Below are 17,789 nucleotides of genomic sequence, written 5' to 3' on the forward strand. Positions count from 1 at the left end.
CATGGCACTGACCATTGCAGTCGTCGGCGCCACCGGGCAGGTCGGCGCCGTCATGCGCGGCCTGCTCGAGCAGCGCAACTTCCCCGCCGAGAAGGTGCGGTTCTTCGCATCCGCCCGTTCGGCCGGAACCACCCTGCCGTTCCGCGGCGAGGACATCGTCGTCGAGGACGCCGCCGCGGTGTCCGACGAGGACCTCAAGGGCATCGACATCGCGCTGTTCTCCGCCGGTGCCACCCTCTCGCGCGCGCAGGCCCCGCGGTTCGCCGCCGCCGGTGCCACCGTCATCGACAACTCGTCCGCGTGGCGCAAGGATCCCGAGGTCCCCCTCGTGGTCAGCGAGGTGAACCCGGAGGAGGCGAAGAACCCGCCGAAGGGCATCATCGCCAACCCGAACTGCACCACGATGGCCGCGATGCCGGTGCTCAAGGTGCTGCACGACGAGGCCGGCTTGCAGCGGCTGATCGTCTCCAGCTACCAGGCCGTGTCCGGCAGCGGCCTGGCCGGTGTCGACGAGCTCGCCACCCAGGTGCGCGCGGTCATCGACGACGCCGAGAAGCTCGTGCACAGCGGCTCGGCGGTCGCGTTCCCCGCACCGAACAAGTACGTCGCCCCCATCGCGTTCGACGTCATCCCGCTCGCCGGTTCGCTCGTCGAGGACGGCAGCGGCGAGACCGACGAGGACCAGAAGCTGCGCAACGAGTCCCGCAAGATCCTGGGGATTCCGGATCTGCTGGTCAGTGGCACCTGCGTTCGCGTGCCCGTCTTCACCGGACACTCGCTGTCCATCAACGCCGAGTTCGGCAACCCGCTGTCCGTCGAGCGCGCGAAGGAACTGCTCGCCGACGCGCCCGGCGTCGAACTCGTCGAGGTCCCGACGCCGCTCGCCGCCGCGGGCAGCGACCCTTCGCTGGTCGGTCGCATCCGGCAGGACCCGGGCGTCCCCGGCGGTCGCGGCCTCGCGCTGTTCGTGTGCGGTGACAACCTGCGCAAGGGTGCCGCACTGAACACCATCCAGATTGCGGAGCTGCTCGTCGGCTGACGCCGTCTGCCTGCTTCCCACCCTTCCTGAATGGCCCATTCATACAGTCCGACTGTATGAATGGGCCATTCAGGCATTGGGGTCAGGGGAGGCGGAACCGAGGGATCGGGGGCGCGTCGGGGTAGGCCGCGGCATCACCGAGTTCGGCGACCAGGTGCCGTGCCCACCCGACGAGCCCGCCGATGTCGAGGGCATGCGGCGGGCTCACTTCGTGCGCGTCCAACAGTTCGGCGCCGCGTCGCAGGGTGCTCGGTGCCGCGGCATCGTTCCGCGCGATCTGCGTGAGCCCTTCGGTGAGCAGTGCCAGGCCCTGCCAGAGTTCCAGTTCCGAATCCGGGGCGGACGCCGCGGCCCCGGCAAGCAGGGCGGTCGCCTCCTCCGGTGATCCGTGGTCGAGGAGTCTCTGCGCCTCGGTGACGGTGGCGCCGAGGTCGAGCCGCTGCCGACTGTCGGTCATGGTCGAAACGCTAGCCGCTGTGTTCGGCCTGTGGAAGGTCCCGGTCGTTCGCTTCGACCACGGCGTCGGCGACGGGACCGCGGAGCGCTCGTCCGATCGGCCCCTCGTCGAGTGCGAGTGCCTTGACGACGACGGTCGACCCGACCACGGCGGCGGACTGGACGAACAGCCAGGTGATGGCGGTGAACACGACGCCAAGTTCGCCGAACTTGCTCTGTGCGGATGCCACGGCGAGGGGTAGGTAGACGAGGCCGCCGATGCCGATGGCGGTGAGGCACGCCGAGGTCAGTGCAGCGGTTGCCCACAGCACCCGGCCGGCGAGCCGGCCCTGTGTGAGCAGGTACGGCACCGCCATCCACAGGCCGAACCAGACGAGGGCTTCGCCCAGGAATGCGAGTGGAGGTCCGATCCACTCGACCGTGGAGAAGTGCCGCACCCGGCCGAGGAGGCCGATCGCGGCTGCGACGGCGACGACGACGGCGATCCAACGCCACCACCCGCTCACGCTCAGTGCCGGTACGTCCCAGACCTTGCCGTAGACGCGGCCGAGGGCGCGGGCGAAGGAAGTGCCGCTGATCAAGACCATCAAGATCCCGACGACGCCGAAGGCGGCGAAGGTCGGCGGGCTCGCCTCGACGGCGTCGGCCGTGGTGCGGGTGATGGATGTCAGCGATCCGGGGTCGATGCCGAATTGGGACGACAGGGTGCCGGAGGCGAGGTCGAGGTTGCTGAACGTTCCGACGGCGATGATGACGGGCAGGACGGAGATGAACTCCTGCGCGGCGAGCGTCATCGCCCGGTCGGCGAGTTCGATTTCGGCGAGTCCGCGGATCGCCCGGGCGACGGTGCGTCCCGGTGTGGTCCCGCGCAGCCAGCCGTGCGCCGACTGCTTGCGCACCTCGAGGGCTTCCTTGGCCAACTCGACCGACAACTTGGTGGGCTTCACAGAGCAAGTCAACCTGACGTCGGGGCGGTGCGGCACCCCAAATCCTCGGCGGGGTGCCATTCACCCGAAACGGATGATCCAGGGCCTTGGGGACGTGGACACGATGGGGACGGACCGGTGTCCCCACGCGAACGGAGTTGATCGGCAATGGCCCTGGACTTTTCGGACCGTACGGATTTCGACAACGCAGGGCGGGGGTTCATCGCCACGCTGGACCCGGTGACGATCACCGACGCCGAGGGGCGCGTCGTGTTCGACCTCAGCAAGTACGGCTTCCTCGGTGGCGAGTGTCCGGAGACCGTCAATCCCAGTCTGTTCCGGCAGGCCCAGCTCTGCTACCGGAGCGGGTTGTTCGAGGTCACCGACGGCATCTATCAGATCCGTGGATTCGACATCTCGAACATGACCCTGGTCGAGGGGGACAGCGGAGTGATCGTGATCGATCCGATGATCTCTGCCGAGTGCGCGGCAGCCGGCCTCGCGCTGTACCGGGAGCACCGGGGCGACCGGCCGGTCACCGGCCTGATCTACACCCATTCGCACGGGGATCACTTCGGGGGTGTGATGGGGGTGTTGCCGGACGGCGCCGGGGACATTCCGATCATCGCGCCGGAAGGGTTCCTCGCGGAGGCGGTGTCGGAGAACGTGTACGCGGGCACGGCGATGAACCGGCGGGCGAACTACCAGTACGGCGCCACACTCGAGGCCGGGCCCCAGGGCCAGGTCGGGCTGGGGCTCGGCATCGCGGTGTCGGGTGGTTCGCTCGGTCTGATTCCGCCCACGCTCGACATCACCCACACCGGGCAGGAGGAGACGGTCGACGGGGTGCGGATCGTCTTCCAGATCACGCCCGGAACCGAGGCGCCATCCGAGATGAACTTCCACTTTCCGGAGAAGCGGGCCCTGTGCGCGGCCGAGAACGCGACGCACAACCTGCACAATCTGCTGACCTTGCGCGGCGCGCTCGTGCGGGACCCGCGCATCTGGTCCCGGTACCTGGACGAGATGATCGAACTGTTCGTCGACGATTCCGACGTCGTGTTCGCCTCGCACCACTGGCCGACCTGGGGTGGCGACAGCATCCGCCGGTTCCTGTCCGAGCAGCGCGACCTGTACGCCTACCTGCACGATCAGACCCTCCGAATGCTCAACGTCGGCCTGACCGGTGCGGAGATCGCGGAGCAGTTCACGCTGCCGCCCACGTTGGACGCGGCGTGGCACGCGCGCGGCTACTACGGCTCGGTCAGTCACAACGTCAAGGCGATCTACCAGCGCTACATGGGGTGGTTCGACGGCAATCCGTCGTCGCTGTGGCAGCATCCGCCGCAGGAACTCGCCACCAGGTATGTCGACGTCCTCGGTGGCGTCCCCGCTGTTCTGGAGAAGGCCCGCGGGTACACGGACGGTGGCGATCTGCGGTTCGCCGCCGAACTCCTCAAACACGCCGTGTTCGCCGACCCGGACAACACCGACGCCCGGGAGGCCCTCGCCGACGTGTACACCCGGCTCGGTTTCGGCGCGGAGAACCCGACGTGGCGCAACTTCTACCTCACAGGTGCGAAGGAACTGCGGGGGGAGATCACCCCGCCGGACATCGATCTCGGTGCAGGCATGGCCGCGGCGCTGACCGTCGAGCAACTCTTCGACACCCTGGCGATCCGGGTCGACGGCGTGCGCGCGGCCAGTGAATCACTGTGCATCACATGGAATTTCACCGACCTGAACACCACGATCAGGCTGGCGCTGTCGAACGGTGCGCTGATTCAGACTCCCGACCCCAGATCCGAGGCGTCGTCCGACCTGGTGGTCACGCTCACCAAGGTGCAGTTGCTCGCGATCCTGGCCGGTGGCGGACTCGACGGGGTCGAGTACACGGGCGACCCGGCCGCGTTGAAGCGCCTCGTGGCGGTGCTCGACGAGCCCGACCCGGCCTTCGCGATCGTCACCCCCTGAGACGTGTCCGGCCCGGTGTGGTGAGCCACGCCGGGCCGGGCTTTGTTTTGACTAATTCCAGAAAAGGTGTTGTGGTTGACCCGGTGGCCGAGTTCGGCCCCATGCCGTGAACAGCCCCCGCGGCACGGCCACCGCCGAGTTCAACCGAGGTCCGGACGAGCACCACGCCGACGGCGTGGAGAAAGCGAAGGGATCACCCATGAACGACCCGAAGAACACTGACACCACCCTGACCACCGCGGTCGGAGCGCCGGTACCCGACAATCAGAACGTCGCCACTGCGGGGCCTCGTGGCCCGCAGCTGCTGCAGGACGTCTGGTTCCTCGAGAAGCTCGCGCACTTCGATCGGGAGGTCATCCCGGAAAGACGTATGCACGCCAAGGGATCCGGTGCGTACGGCACGTTCACCGTCACGAACGACATCACGAAGTACACCTCCGCGAAGATCTTCTCCGAGGTCGGCAAGAAGACCGACCTGTTTGCCCGTTTCTCCACGGTGGCCGGTGAGCGCGGCGCCGCCGACGCCGAGCGCGACATCCGCGGATTCGCGGTGAAGTTCTACACCGAGGAGGGCAACTGGGACCTCGTTGGCAACAACACCCCGGTGTTCTTCTTCCGTGACCCGCTCAAGTTCCCGGACCTCAACCATGCGGTCAAGCGTGACCCGCGCACGAACATGCGCAGCGCGAACAACAACTGGGACTTCTGGTCCAGTCTCCCCGAGGCGCTGCACCAGGTGACGATCGTGATGAGCGACCGTGGGCTCCCGGCCTCGTACCGCAACATGCACGGATTCGGTTCGCACACCTTCAGTTTCATCAATGCGGCCGGTGAGCGGTACTGGGTCAAGTTCCACCACCGCTGCCAGCAGGGGATCGAGAACCTCACCGACGCCGAGGCTGCTGACCTGGTCGGGCAGGACCGCGAGAGTCACCAGCGTGACCTGTACGAGGCGATCGAGCGCGGCGAGTTCCCGAAGTGGAAGCTGATGGTGCAGATCATGCCGGAAGCGGACGCCCAGACGGTGCCGTACCACCCGTTCGACCTGACCAAGGTGTGGCCGAAGGGTGACTACCCGCTGATCGAGGTCGGGGAGTGGGAGCTCAACCGCAACCCCGACAACTACTTCGCCGAGGTCGAGCAGGCGGCGTTCAACCCGGCGCACGTGGTGCCCGGCATCAGCTTCTCGCCCGACCGGATGTTGCAGGGACGGCTGTTCTCCTACGGCGACGCGCAGCGCTATCGGCTGGGTGTCAACAATTTCCAGATCCCGGTCAATGCGCCCCGTTGTCCGGTGGCGAACTTCCACCGGGACGGCGCGATGCGCGTGGACGGCAACCAGGGCAGCTCGCTGCACTACGAGCCGAACTCGTACGGCAAGTGGCAGGAACAACCGCAGTACCGGGAGCCGGCGCAGGCGGTCGGTGCCATCGCCGACCACTTCGATTACCGCGCGGACGACGACGACTACTACTCACAGCCGCGGGCGCTGTTCAACCTGATGAACGCCGAGCAGAAGCAGGCGTTGTTCGACAACACCGCGCGCAACATTCACGGCGTCGACCCGCAGATCGTGCAGCGTCACATCGCCAACTGCACCCGGTGTGATCCGGCATACGGGGAAGGTGTGTCGAAGGCCCTCGCGGCGCTCGACGCCTGACTCGTCCGCCGCCTCGGGGTGGCGAGCGGCACACCGACCTTTTCTTGACTTGTTCCAGAAATGGCGGGGATACTCGGGACATGCAGGAAAACGGCACGCACACGGACCCCCGCGCGCAGTTGCGTGCGGCGGGACTGCGCGTCACCGCGCCGCGACTCGCCGTTCTGGGAGCGGTGGCCACGAACCCGCATTCCGATGCCGACGAGGTGGCGGCCGAGGTCCGGGCCGAACTCGGCTCGGTCTCCACCCAGGCCGTGTACGACGTACTCAAGGCCTGCGTCAACGCGGGACTTCTGCGCCGCATCGAACCGGCCGGGTCACCGGCCCGGTTCGAGGCGCGGACCGGTGACAACCACCATCACCTGGTGTGCCGCGACTGCGGCCGCGTCGTCGACGTCGACTGCGTCGTCGGACACGCCCCGTGCCTGGAGCCGTCGCAGTCGCACGGCTTCGAGATCGACGAGGCCGAGGTGGTGTTCTGGGGCCGTTGCGACCGGTGTCGCAGCGCGAAGAGCCCGGATCACCAGTTGGACCACCAGTAGACGGCGCAGGCCAGCAAGAACAGAACAACGGAATCCATGACGGCCCCCTCGGTTCGACCGGACACCTCCAGTGTCCGCCGCAGAACTCGGCCGAACGAGATTCGCGGCGCAATGTATGCGGATTCGTTTCGTTGGGTATCGCGAGTGGGGCGGAATGTATTCGAACCGAAACGCCTTGGAACACAAGGCGGACCGAAGAACAGTGTCGACCGGACACGGCCGACCGAACTTCGACGAGAGTAGGAGAAGAGAATGACCAAGGGCCCCATCGCAAGCACACTCGACGCCGGGCAGCAGCAGATCGCAGGTGACGCGCTGCAGGGTACCGTCGTCGATCTGATCGATCTGAGCCTCGTCGCCAAGCAGGCGCACTGGAACGTCATCGGACGTAACTTCCTGTCCGTCCACGAGTCGCTCGACGAACTGGTCACGGTCGCGCGCGACTTCACCGACGCCGCTGCCGAGCGGGCCACCGCGATCGGTGTCAGTCCGGACGGGCGTGCGGCGACCGTCGCCTCCGACGCCGGAACCACCGGTTTCGGTGCCGGCTGGACCAGTGACACCGATGTCGTCGACGCGATCGTCGCTAACCTGGCCGCTGTCGTGGAGCGACTGCGCGCGCGGATCGAGGCAACGGAGAAGGCGGACCCCGTCACGCAGGACCTGCTCATCGGTTTCACCGCTCGCCTCGAGCAGCTGCACTGGATGTGGCAGGCCCGCGCTGCCTGATCCGGTGGTGTGAGCGAGTGGCCGGCCCTGCGGGGCCGGCCACTCGCTGTCTCACTCCATGAAGCGGGCCAGGAACTCGATCAGCAGCCGTTCGGCGACGGGCTCCGGCAGTGCCTCGATCAGGGCGAGTAGGTCGGCCATGGATCCGCCGAGGCCCGCCGTCGGATCGAGTCCGGCGAGCGTCAGGACTGCCGCGCAGTTCTCGCTGGTGAGGTCCTCGGGGCGGATGTGGTCGGCAGCCGCGATGAAATCCTCCGGTGCCACGGCGCCCGGTACTCCGCGCACGGCGTCGGCAGCCTTGGTGACGGCGGTGGCCAGGTCGTCAGCGACGGCCTCCGTCACCGGCGTCAGCGTGAGGTGGGTTGTACGCGGCAGGACCGTGCCGTCGGACTGGGTCCGGCCGGGCTGCGGCTGCAGCACCCACCCGAGCTCACGCGCCGCGTCCGCCCACCGGTGCGGGTCGACGCGTCGATCCTCGGGGATCGAGGTGTCCGTCGCGACCGCCAGCAGCGGCCCGACCGGATCGCCGACGATCCGGAGTCCGTCGATGTCGTCGATCACTGCCCGCAGGTGTGCCGCGGAACGCGCGATCCTCCCGGTCAGCTCGTCGAATCCGTTTCCACCCAACGCCTTCGACACGGCCCATCCGGCGGCGATCGGCATCACGGTGCGCGACCCGAGCATGGTCGGGTTCACCACCGCGTACCCGGGCCACGCGCTCGTGGCGAACCACTGCCTGCGGTGCCGGTCCCGGTCCCGGTACAACAACACGGACACCCCCTTGGGGGCGTAGCCGTACTTGTGCAGATCCACGGACAGGCTCGCGACCCCGGGCACGCGAAGATCCCACAGCGGTCGGGTGTCCGCGCCCGGCCACCACGGCAGCACCCAGGCGCCGATGCAGCCGTCGACGTGCACCGGGACACCCTGCGCAGCACAAACTTCCGCGATCTCGGTGATCGGGTCGAGTGCGCCGTGCGGATACGACGGGGTGGACGCGACCACCAGTGCGACGGAGTCGTCGAGTGCCGCGGCCACGTCGTCCGGCCGCAGACGACAGGTATCCGGGTCGACGGGCAGTACCCGCAGGCGCAGGTCCAGATAGTGCGCGGCCTTGATGAACGCCGCATGCGCGGTCGACCCGATCACCAACGTCGGTCGATCCTCGCGTCCCGTCACGGCACGCCACGTGTCGCGCGCCGACTTCACGGCGAGCATGCAGCTCTCGGTGCCGCCGCTGGTCACCGATCCGACGACGCCGTCCACGCCGTCGGCGAGAACTGACCGGGCGAGGGCGACGAGATCGCGTTCGAGGGCGGCCACCGACGGGAAGGTGGTGGGGTCGAGGCCGTTGAGCGGCTGTGCTTTTCGTGCGGCGGCCCCGGCGAGGTCGTCGAGTTCGGCGATACCGGAGTCGTAGACGTACGACAGCAGACGTCCGCCTGAGGTGGGGGCGTCCGCCTCCCGCAATTCGTCGAGACGGGCGAGAACGTCCTGGGGTGACTGCTCGAACTGCATGCGACTCACTGACTCCTGTTTCGATCTTCTGCTGCGAGCTGGTATCTGCGGAGCACGACGATGCTGACCGTGACGAGGGCCGCTGGGACAGCGGTGAACGCCACGGCGATGCCCGCCAATGCCGCGTCGGACTGCGCCACGACGTCCTCGCCCGAGGACGAGACGAATCCCGTTGCGGCGAGGATCAACAGGACCACCGCAGGACCCAATGCCATCGCGGCGGTCTCGGCGGCTGTCCAGACCCCGCTGAACGCGCCCGCGCGGACACTGCCACCGGTCCGCTCCTCGTGATCGGTGATGACGTCGGGCAGCATCGACATCGGCAGCATCTGCATGCCCGCATAGCCGATTCCGGCCACGGCGACCACCGGATAGATCCACGGGCCCGCGCCGACCAGCAGGCCGAGCAGGGCGATCGTAGACGCGAGGAACAGCGCCGACGCGAGCAGGAAGGTGCGCTGCTTGCCCCAGCTGCGTACGAGTCGCATCCACAGCGGCATCACCGCGACCGCGGGCCCGACGAGTGCCGCGAACAGCACCGACACCGCGCCTTCGGAGTCGAGCAGGTAGGTCGCGACGTACTGGGCGGCGCCGAGCATGGTGCCCGTCGCCAGTGCTTGCAGTGCGAATGTCAGGAGCAGCACCCGGAAGGGTGCGCTGGCCCGAACTGCGGCGAACGTGTCGGAGAATCCGTGTGCCGTCGGGGATTCGACCGGGCTCTGTGCTCGTCCTCGCGGTGCGATCGACCACGCCGCAAGCATTCCCAGGCCGAGGATCGCACCCGCGACGACGCCCATCACGAGGTATCCGGTCCGTCCGCCGCCGCCGATCTCTCGTAGCGCCGGGCCCCCCGCACCGAACAGCAGGATCGCGACACCGAGCAGGGCGACCCGCCAGGACATCAAGCGGGACCGCTCGAGGTAGTCCTCGGTGAGTTCGGCGGGCAGCGCGATGTAGGGGACCTGGAACAGTGCGAACGCGATCGCGGCGGCGATGAATGCCGCGCCGACCCACAGTCCCGACGCCGCGGCGGAGAGTCCGGACGGAACGGCGAAGGTGAGTGCGAAGAACACCGGCAACGTGAGTGCGCCGAGCAGCAGGAATCGCCTGCGGGTGCCCGTGCGGGCCGCGTCGCCGTCGGAACGCGCGCCGATCAGCGGGTTGATCAGCACGTCGAGAGCCTTGGGTGCGAACACGAGCACGCTCGCGGCGATCGCGGGCACGGCCAGGGTGTCGGTCAGGTAGTACGCGAGAACCAGGCCGGGGAGGGTCGCGAACCCGCCGGTGCCGACGGATCCGAGGGAATATCCGGTGACCGTTCGCCTGCTCAGCCGGGGAGGTGCCGTGGTCATTCGGTAAACATAGGACACGTGTCCAGCTTGGGGGAGGGTTGTGCGCACACCGTCCGGAACGGGCGAATGCCCCTCACCCGGGGTGAGGGGCATTCGCTCTGTCCTGCTGGTTGCCGGCGATCAGGAACCGAAGATGTTCTCCAGAGAACCGGCCGATCCGGAGCCGCCCGGGGTCCCGGGGTCGGCGACGGTGATCGTGGACACCGCCGACGTGGACCCGGTGAACCCGGCCTCACCCGAGTACACGGCGGTCACCTGACGTGCACCCGTCTCAGCGAAGGCGTGCGTCAGGACCGCCTTGCCGTCGACAACGGTGATCTCCTCGCCGATCGGGGTGGCGCCGTCGAAGAAGCGGACGGTGCCTGTGGTGACGAGGACGCCCGCGTCGGTCTTGACCGTGGCGGTGAGGCTGACCGGGTCGCCGGTGGCGGCGGAGGTCGGTGCCTCGACCGTCGTGACGGTCGCGACGTCGCCCGGTGCCGGGTCGGTCACCGAGACGGTGCTCGGCGTACTGGAGGAGCCTGCGAAGCCATCGGCGCCCCCGTACACAGCCGTGATCGAGTGGCTGCCCGCCGTGGTGAAGGTGTGGCTCAGGGTGGCGGTGCCGCCCGTGACCGGTGCGGTGCCGAGGACGGTTGCGCCGTCCTTGAATTCGACGGTGCCGGTGGCCTCTGCCGGTGCGACTGTGGCGGTGAGGTCGACCGCAGTGCCGGTGGTGGCGGTTGCCGCGACATTCAGCGTGGTGGTGGTGTCGACGACGTTGACCGCGACCTCGACGGACGAGACCGCCGAGGTGGAGGTGGCGAAGCCATCGGCGCCGCTGTAGACGGCGGTGATGTCGTGGTTGCCGACGGTGCTGAAGGTGTGGTTCAGGGTGGCGACGCCGGCGTTGACCGGGGCGCTGCCGAGAACGGTTGCGCCGTCCTTGAATTCGACGGTGCCGGTGGCCTCTGCCGGTGCGACGGTGGCGGTGAGGTCGACCGCTGCGCCGGTGGCGGCGGTCGCCGGGACGTTCAGCGTCGTGGTGGTGTCCACGACCGCGACCGTGACGTCGACCGTCGATGCCGCCGAGGTGGACGGAGCGTTCGACGCGTCACCCGAGTACGCGGCGGTGATCGAGTGGCTGCCCGCCGTGGTGAACGTGTGGCTCAGGGTGGCGGTGCCGTCCGTGACCGGTGCGGTGCCGAGAACCGTGTCGCCGTCCTTGAACTCGACGGTGCCGGTGGCGCCGGCCGGGTCGACGGTGGCGACGAGGTCGACGGCCGCACCGGTGACGGCGGTGGCCGGGACGTTCAGAGCGGTGGTGGTCCCGACGACCGTCACGTCCACGGCGGAGCCTGCCGAGGTGGACGGGTTGTGGGTGGCGTCGCCGCTGTAGACGGCGGTGACGTCGTGGTTGCCGACCGTGGTGAAGGTGTGGTTCAGCGTCGCGGTGCCGCCATTGACGGGCACGGGCGCGCCGATGTCGGTGGTGCCGTCCTTGAACTGGACGGTGCCGGTGGCGCCGGCCGGGTCGACGGTGGCCGTGAGATCGACGGCCTGTCCGATCGTGGACGTCGCCGGAGCGTTCAGCGTGGTCGTGGTGTCGACGACCTTGACGGACACGTCGACGGATGACACGGCCGAGGTCGACGGGCCGTGGGTGGCGTCGCCGCTGTAGACGGCGGAGACGTCGTGGTTGCCGACCGTGGTGAAGGTGTGGTTCAGCGTCGCGGTGCCGCCATTGACGGGGACGGGCGCGCCGATGTCGGTGGTGCCGTCCTTGAACTGGACGGTGCCGGTGGCACCGGCCGGGGCGACGGTGGCCGTGAGGTCGATCGCCTCGTCGGTGTATGCGGTCGCCGGGGCGTTCACGGTGGTGGTCGACTCGGCGAGCGACACCGCGACCGTCTGCAGGCCGGATGTCGAGTTGTAGAAGCCGGCGCCTGCGGTGAACGCCGCGGTGATGTCGTGGTTCCCGGCGGCGGTGAAGGTGTGGTTCAGGGTGGCGTTGCCGCCCGACACCGTGACCGGTCCTCCGATGTCGACGCCGCCGTCCTTGAACTGCACGGTGCCGACGGAGTTGGCCGGGCCGACGTTCGCGGTGAGGGCGACGGACTGGCCGACCGTCGCGGTGCCGGGGACGTTCAGCGTCGTGGTCGTCGCGACGGTTGGGTCGGCGACCTGAACGAAGACACCGAAGTTGTTGCTGCCGCGCTCGCCACCACTCCAGGTGTTCGGCTGGGCCGAGAAGGCGCCGCTGTCGTAGACGCCGGGGGCGGTGTTTGCGGGCACCGTGTAGGTGGTGGTGAGGACGGCCGACTGGCCGGACTTGATCACGTAACCACCGACGAGGAAGGTGCAGCCGCTGCTGCAGGTGACCTTCGCACCGCCGTCCTGAGTCGAGAAGCTTCCGCCGCCGCCGGCGTAGCTCAGGGACTGCGCGGTACGGGTCCAGCCGGCCGGCGGCACCTCGCGCAGGTACGAAATCGACAGCTGGTTCAGGGTGGCGTTACCGACGCCGTTGGCGGTGGTGTAGCCGATCGTGGTCCGGTAGGTGACGGAGCTGCCGGGGAGGACGACATTGCTGCCGACCACTTCCTTCGAGAGGAGCAGCTGCTGGTCTTGGAGCGACCTCGACGACTGGGGTGGATCGGCGGCGGCGACGCCGCTGGTCACTCCGAACACCAGACCGGTCACGGCCGACGCCGCGATCAGTGGTGTCGCGAGGCGACGGGACAGGGACAGGGACACTGCTACCTCCTCGGGGGAGGCCGGGCAATGGGCGCCGGCCACGACGGTACGAGTCTGGAAGCTACCGGCCATCACCTTCGCAGTAGCGGAGTTCGGTTGTACCAAAGCATGTTTGGGAGAATTTACATCGACTGAATGACGGTGGTTCGCGTGTGTTCAGCTGTGTCGCAACGGCCGTCGCCGAGTTGGCGGGCCGGAGAAAGCCGAACGGACGCCCCCGCGAGGGGGCGTCCGTCGGTATGAGATGTGAAGATCACGCGATCATCGAGCGATCACGATCCGAAGATGTTCTCCAACGAACCACCCCCCGGGGTGCCCGGATCCGTCGTCACCGCGACGGTCGCGACGTCCGAGGTGGACGCGTTGTGGGTGGCGTCACCGGAGTAGGCAGCGGTGATGTTGTGGGTGCCGTCGGTGGTGAAGGTGTGGTTCAGCGTCGCAACACCGTTGACGACCGGTGCAGTACCGAGAACCGTTGCACCATCCTTGAACTCGACCGTTCCGCTGGCATCGGTCGGGCTCACGATTGCCTTGAGCTCGACGGCGGTGCCTGTCTTGGCGGTCGCCGGGACGTTCACGGTCGTGGCGGTGTCGACGACGACGATGTCGGTGGAGACCTCCACGGTGCCGGCGACCGAGGTCGACGGGTTGTGGGTGGCATCACCGGAGTAGGCGGCGGTGATGTTGTGGGTGCCGTCGGTGGTGAAGGTGTGGTTCAGCGTCGCAACACCATTGGTGACCGGTGCGGTGCCGAGAACGGTTGCGCCGTCTTTGAACTCGACGGTGCCGGTCGCGGTGTTCGGATTCAGGGTGGCGGTGAGGGCCACCTCGGCACCGGTCTTGGCGGTCGCCGGGACGTTCAGGTCGGTGGTCGAGTCGACGATCACCGGGTCGGTGGAGACCTCAACCGTGCCGGCCGCGGAGGTCGACGGGTGGTTGGTGGCGTCACCGGAGTAGGCGGCGGTGATGTTGTGGGTGCCGTCGGTGGTGAAGGTGTGGTTCAGCGTCGCAACACCATTGGTGACCGGTGCGGTGCCGAGAACGGTTGCGCCGTCCTTGAACTCGACGGTGCCCGTGGCGTCGGACGGTGCGACGGTGGCGGTGAGGTCTACGGCGGTGCCGGTCTTGGCGGTGCCGGGGACGTTCAGCGTCGTGGTGGTGTCGACGATCACCGGGTCGGTGGAGACCTCAACCGTGCCGGCCGCGGAGGTCGACGGGTGGTTGGTGGCGTCACCGGAGTAGGCGGCGGTGATGTTGTGGGTGCCGTCGGTGGTGAAGGTGTGGTTCAGCGTCGCAACACCATTGGTGACCGGTGCGGTGCCGAGAACGGTTGCGCCGTCCTTGAACTCGACGGTGCCCGTGGCGTCGGACGGTGCGACGGTGGCGGTGAGGTCTACGGCGGTGCCGGTCTTGGCGGTGCCGGGGACGTTCAGCGTCGTGGTGGTGTCGACGATCACCGGATCGGTGGAGACGTCGACGTTGCTCGCAGCGGAGGTGCTGGTGGCGAAGCCCTCGGCGCCGCTGTAGACGGCGGTGATGCTGTGCGCGCCGTCGGTGGTGAAGGTGTGGTTGAGCGTGGCCGTTCCACCGTTCACCGGAGCGGAACCGAGAACCGTTGCGCCGTCCTTGAACTCGACGGTGCCCGTGGCTTCCGTCGGGGCCACGGTGGCGGTGAGGTCGACGGCGGTGCCGGTCTTGGCGGTCGCCGGGACGTTCAGCGTCGTGGTGGTGTCGACGACGTTCACGGACACGTCGACAGTCGAGGCTGCCGAGGTGGACGGGTGGTTCGTCGCGTCACCCGAGTACACGGCGGTGATGCTGTGCGCACCCGTGGTGGTGAAGGTGTGATTCAGAGTGGCGGTGCCGTTGTTGACAGCGACCGGTGCACCGATGTCGGTGGCGCCGTCCTTGAACTGGACGGTGCCGGTGGCGCCCGCGGGGGCGACGGTGGCGGTGAGGTCGACGGCGGTGCCGGTCTTGGCGGTCGCCGGGGCGTTCAGCGTCGTGGTGGTGTCGACGATCACCGGATCGGTCGAGACCTCGACGTTGCCCGCGGCGGACGTCGACGGGTTGCGCGTCGCATCGCCGCTGTAGACCGCCGTGATGCTGTGTGCGCCGTTGGTGGTGAAGGTGTGGTTCAGCGTCGCGGTGCCGTTATTGACGGCGACGGGTGCGCCGATGTTCGTCCCGCCGTCCTTGAACTGGACGGTGCCGGTGGCGTCCGCGGGGGCGACGGTGGCGATGAGGTTGACGGCGGTGCCGGTCTTGGCGGTCGCCGGGACGTTCAGGGTCGTGGTGGAGTCCACGACGACCGGACCCGAGTTGCCGACGGTGATCGTCGCAAGCGGGCCGGCGCCTGCGTTGAGTGCGGCGTCCTTGTTGTCGCGCGGCGTGCAGCGCGTCGGGGCCCATTGGGTTCCCAGGAAGCTCGCTTTCGCGAGAGAGGTGCTGAAGCTCTCGTAGCTACCGTGGTTGGCGGCGGCGCCGGTGATGCGGACCCGCGGCGTGACAACTCCAGTGGCCAGAGCCCTGACGGTGATGTCGATGGCAGGCAGCCGGAACCAGGTGTCTCCGTTACTGCTGTTGGAGCCGTCCAGGTTCTTCTTGGTCTTGGGGACACGGATGCCACCCTCGGAGTTCGTGCTGCTGGTCGGGCTGTTACCGGCGACCTGGTTGTTGCCGGAGAGGCGGATCACTCGTCCGTTGGCGTCAACATTGCCGGAGTCGTTCACGAGGAGGACGTTCGGGGCGACGTTGTCCAGGCCGACGGCAGTGCCGGCGACCACGGCGCCGCTGACCCATTCCGTGTTGGCGGGGAGCTCGTAGTCGTACTTGATGCGGGAGATGTTCGTCGTGGTCGCGCCGGACTCGGAGTTGGGGTAAGACGACGCGTTCGGCTGGATGCGGTAGGTGAACACCTCCCCGGGGGCGACCGTGTCGGGAGCGTCGACCGTCATGGAGGCGGCAACGTTCTTGTTCTGGTCACCGATGATGCTGCCTGCGACGCAAGCGCTACCGAAGTTGGTAACGCTGGTCGCCGCGTTGGCTGGGGTTCCGATCAGCATCATCCCCGCTACGACCGCGGCTGATGTCACCGGCACGGCAACCTGCCGCATTGTTGGTTTTGGCATCGAGCACTCCTCCATGCCCCCGGACCGTGTCCGTAGGGCCTCGGCTGGGCGAAATTCACCACACCATGCCAGTGGAAGTGAGAACGCGTTGCAGTTTGGGAGAATTTTGTTTGCGCGATCCGACGATTCATCTACTCGGTCTACGTTGGTTCTGGCAACAGCCCTCTACCTGGGGTTTAACCTACTGTCGAGTAATAATTCCATCGCATGGTTAACACTAACTTCGACAATTGTTGACACAATTGGGAACGTATTCAGTTGGATTCGCAGGCGACGCCGTCGCCGTCGCCGTCCATCTCGGCCCGGTATCCGGGGCGTCCCACGTGTAGGGGTGCGGCATTCGCGGCGCGCGCGGCAGCGCAGTTGGCGAAGTAGGTGCCCCCGCGATCGGTCGGCACCGTCTCCGGCTGCGGCGCCGCGGCGGATTCGGCCGAGTCGCAGTTCCCCAGCACCCGCGCCATCGCGTCGTGTTCGGCCTGCGTGACCCAGAGTCCGTACTTCGCCTTCACGGCGATCTGACGCGCGATGTACGTGCAGCGGTAGCCCTTTCGCGGCGGCAGCCAGGTCGCGGCATCGCCGTCCCCCTTCTCCTGGTTCACCGCCCCCGCCACGGCCTGGAGGTTGAGTGGGTCGTTCGCGAGCGCCGTGCGGGTGGGAAGGTCGAGTTGCTGGGCGCCGGTCTGCCAAGCATTCGACAACGCGACCACGTGGTCGATCTGCACGAGCGGCGAGGTGTCCTGCCCGGACACGAAAGGGTTTGTATTGCCGGTGTATTCGTCGAAGTGAGACCCGGACTGCACCTTGCATCCCCGGGTTCCGTCCTTCGTCACGACCGCAGTGAGGTCGCGCCGGAGGATGTCGTTGCGGGTGTCGCACCCGTTGTGGCCGCCGTCGACATCGACGTCATCCGTCCACGACTCACCGAACTGCACACGCTCGTAGCCGGTCTTGGGTGCCCGTCCCTTGATCGGCAAGCCGGACAGCAGCGCGAGTGCTTCGGCGGCGTCGGCGTTTTCGAGCGCACTCGGCGTGGAGACGGCCGTGAGTGCCGCGTCCGCCGGCGAGTCCGTCGACGTCGCAGGCGGCGCGGCATCGTCACTCGCGCAGCCGGACGACCACACAAGGATCGGCATCAGAATCGCCACGAGACCTGTGCGAATACGACGGCGCGACATGGCGATGGGAGGCTCCTGTGTCGAGTGGGTGCCCGCAACTCTGCCCTGACAGTGTGGCGCGGCGTTCTGCGGGGTCGGGCGGTCACCGATAGCCTCGGGTGATGCGAATCAAGATGTGCGGTGTCCACGTCATCGATCCCGCCGCGGCGTTCGACTTCTACACCCAGACGCTGGGGTTCCAGGAACTGCTCGCCATGCCCGACCACAATCTGTTCATCGTGAAGTCCCCGCAGGATCCGGACGGAGTGGGCCTGCTCCTCGAGCCGAGCGACAACCCGATCGCCACCGCGTACCGCGAGGGCGTCTACGGACTTGGTCTGCCCGCGATCGTGTTCGGGGTGCCCGACGTGAGGGCGGAGTACGAGCGGCTGATCGGCCTCGGCGTCCGATTCACCGGCGAGCCGACCACCGATCCGTCCGGCGCCTCGGCAGTCTTCGACGACACCTGCGGCAACCTGATCCAGATTCACCAGGACTAGGCAACCGTTTCGACACCCAACGCCCGAGGGCTGCCGAGGTGACTTGGCTACTTGTCTGACAAGTGGCTATCGTCG

At 67.8% G+C, this 17,789-nt stretch carries 13 protein-coding genes; 6 read left to right on the forward strand and 7 right to left on the reverse strand.

The annotated features are described in order from the left end of the window. Position 1: 1 nt before the first annotated feature. Positions 2-1,039: an aspartate-semialdehyde dehydrogenase gene (locus RHCRD62_RS24755; protein ID WP_050067409.1), complete on the forward strand. Its 1,038-nt coding sequence runs from the start codon at positions 2-4 to the stop codon at positions 1,037-1,039. An 82-nt stretch (positions 1,040-1,121) separates the two neighbouring features. Here RHCRD62_RS24755 and RHCRD62_RS24760 read toward each other — a convergent pair whose 3' ends face one another. Both RHCRD62_RS24760 and RHCRD62_RS24765 read right to left on the reverse strand, forming a co-directional pair. Beyond that, positions 1,122-1,496, reverse strand: a complete 375-nt coding sequence (locus RHCRD62_RS24760) for a hypothetical protein (RefSeq protein WP_050067410.1) — start codon at positions 1,494-1,496, stop codon at positions 1,122-1,124. A 10-nt stretch (positions 1,497-1,506) separates the two neighbouring features. Continuing rightward, a complete protein-coding gene (locus RHCRD62_RS24765) occupies positions 1,507-2,442 on the reverse strand; it encodes a hypothetical protein (RefSeq protein WP_050067411.1) in 936 nt (311 codons plus the stop codon). 147 nt (positions 2,443-2,589) lie between these two features. On the opposite strand from RHCRD62_RS24765, the gene RHCRD62_RS24770 reads away from it, so the two are divergent. The 4 genes from RHCRD62_RS24770 to RHCRD62_RS24785 all read left to right on the forward strand — a co-directional run bounded on the left by RHCRD62_RS24770 (position 2,590) and on the right by RHCRD62_RS24785 (position 7,326). Further along, the gene (locus tag RHCRD62_RS24770; protein ID WP_050067412.1) at positions 2,590-4,395 is read left to right on the forward strand and encodes an alkyl/aryl-sulfatase; all 1,806 of its coding nucleotides are present in this window, start codon (positions 2,590-2,592) and stop codon (positions 4,393-4,395) included. A 199-nt stretch (positions 4,396-4,594) separates the two neighbouring features. Beyond that, positions 4,595-6,055: a catalase gene (locus RHCRD62_RS24775; protein ID WP_050067466.1), complete on the forward strand. Its 1,461-nt coding sequence runs from the start codon at positions 4,595-4,597 to the stop codon at positions 6,053-6,055. 80 nt (positions 6,056-6,135) lie between these two features. Beyond that, complete coding sequence (locus tag RHCRD62_RS24780) at positions 6,136-6,597, forward strand: Fur family transcriptional regulator (protein WP_050067413.1); 462 nt, start codon at positions 6,136-6,138, stop codon at positions 6,595-6,597. Between the two features lie 252 nt (positions 6,598-6,849). After that, positions 6,850-7,326, forward strand: coding sequence for a Dps family protein (locus RHCRD62_RS24785; RefSeq protein ID WP_050067414.1), 477 nt, complete (start codon positions 6,850-6,852; stop codon positions 7,324-7,326). 51 nt (positions 7,327-7,377) lie between these two features. Here the strand turns inward: RHCRD62_RS24785 and RHCRD62_RS24790 are convergent, their stop codons facing one another. From RHCRD62_RS24790 to RHCRD62_RS24810, 5 genes are all read right to left on the reverse strand, one after another. Continuing rightward, positions 7,378-8,844: a pyridoxal phosphate-dependent decarboxylase family protein gene (locus RHCRD62_RS24790; RefSeq protein WP_050067415.1), complete on the reverse strand. Its 1,467-nt coding sequence runs from the start codon at positions 8,842-8,844 to the stop codon at positions 7,378-7,380. Between the two features lie 5 nt (positions 8,845-8,849). After that, complete coding sequence (locus RHCRD62_RS24795; RefSeq protein WP_050067416.1) at positions 8,850-10,196, reverse strand: MFS transporter; 1,347 nt, start codon at positions 10,194-10,196, stop codon at positions 8,850-8,852. A 120-nt stretch (positions 10,197-10,316) separates the two neighbouring features. After that, entirely contained in the window at positions 10,317-12,929 is a 2,613-nt protein-coding gene (locus tag RHCRD62_RS24800) for a beta strand repeat-containing protein (protein WP_050067417.1), read from the reverse strand. A gap of 272 nt (positions 12,930-13,201) precedes the next feature. Further along, positions 13,202-16,060 (reverse strand): Ig-like domain-containing protein, encoded by a 2,859-nt coding sequence (locus RHCRD62_RS24805; RefSeq protein WP_253277473.1) that lies wholly within the window; start codon positions 16,058-16,060, stop codon positions 13,202-13,204. 254 nt (positions 16,061-16,314) lie between these two features. After that, the gene (locus RHCRD62_RS24810; protein WP_253277474.1) at positions 16,315-17,193 is read right to left on the reverse strand and encodes a GmrSD restriction endonuclease domain-containing protein; all 879 of its coding nucleotides are present in this window, start codon (positions 17,191-17,193) and stop codon (positions 16,315-16,317) included. 143 nt (positions 17,194-17,336) lie between these two features. Between RHCRD62_RS24810 and RHCRD62_RS24815 the strand changes: the two genes are divergently transcribed. Then, complete coding sequence (locus RHCRD62_RS24815) at positions 17,337-17,714, forward strand: VOC family protein (protein ID WP_050067420.1); 378 nt, start codon at positions 17,337-17,339, stop codon at positions 17,712-17,714. The last annotated feature ends 75 nt before the right edge of the window (positions 17,715-17,789 follow it).

Source organism: Rhodococcus sp. RD6.2 (assembly GCF_001040705.1).
Taxonomy (GTDB): Bacteria; Actinomycetota; Actinomycetes; order Mycobacteriales; family Mycobacteriaceae; genus Rhodococcus_G.

Coding starts and splice junctions, on each gene's coding strand:
- RHCRD62_RS24755 (WP_050067409.1), top strand. CDS start 2: ATGGCACTGACCATTGCAGTCGTCGGCGCCACCGGGCAGGTCGGCGCC.
- RHCRD62_RS24760 (WP_050067410.1), bottom strand. CDS start 1,496: ATGACCGACAGTCGGCAGCGGCTCGACCTCGGCGCCACCGTCACCGAG.
- RHCRD62_RS24770 (WP_050067412.1), top strand. CDS start 2,590: ATGGCCCTGGACTTTTCGGACCGTACGGATTTCGACAACGCAGGGCGG.
- RHCRD62_RS24775 (WP_050067466.1), top strand. CDS start 4,595: ATGAACGACCCGAAGAACACTGACACCACCCTGACCACCGCGGTCGGA.
- RHCRD62_RS24780 (WP_050067413.1), top strand. CDS start 6,136: ATGCAGGAAAACGGCACGCACACGGACCCCCGCGCGCAGTTGCGTGCG.
- RHCRD62_RS24785 (WP_050067414.1), top strand. CDS start 6,850: ATGACCAAGGGCCCCATCGCAAGCACACTCGACGCCGGGCAGCAGCAG.
- RHCRD62_RS24790 (WP_050067415.1), bottom strand. CDS start 8,844: ATGCAGTTCGAGCAGTCACCCCAGGACGTTCTCGCCCGTCTCGACGAA.
- RHCRD62_RS24795 (WP_050067416.1), bottom strand. CDS start 10,196: ATGACCACGGCACCTCCCCGGCTGAGCAGGCGAACGGTCACCGGATAT.
- RHCRD62_RS24805 (WP_253277473.1), bottom strand. CDS start 16,060: ATGCCAAAACCAACAATGCGGCAGGTTGCCGTGCCGGTGACATCAGCC.
- RHCRD62_RS24810 (WP_253277474.1), bottom strand. CDS start 17,193: ATGCCGATCCTTGTGTGGTCGTCCGGCTGCGCGAGTGACGATGCCGCG.
- RHCRD62_RS24815 (WP_050067420.1), top strand. CDS start 17,337: ATGCGAATCAAGATGTGCGGTGTCCACGTCATCGATCCCGCCGCGGCG.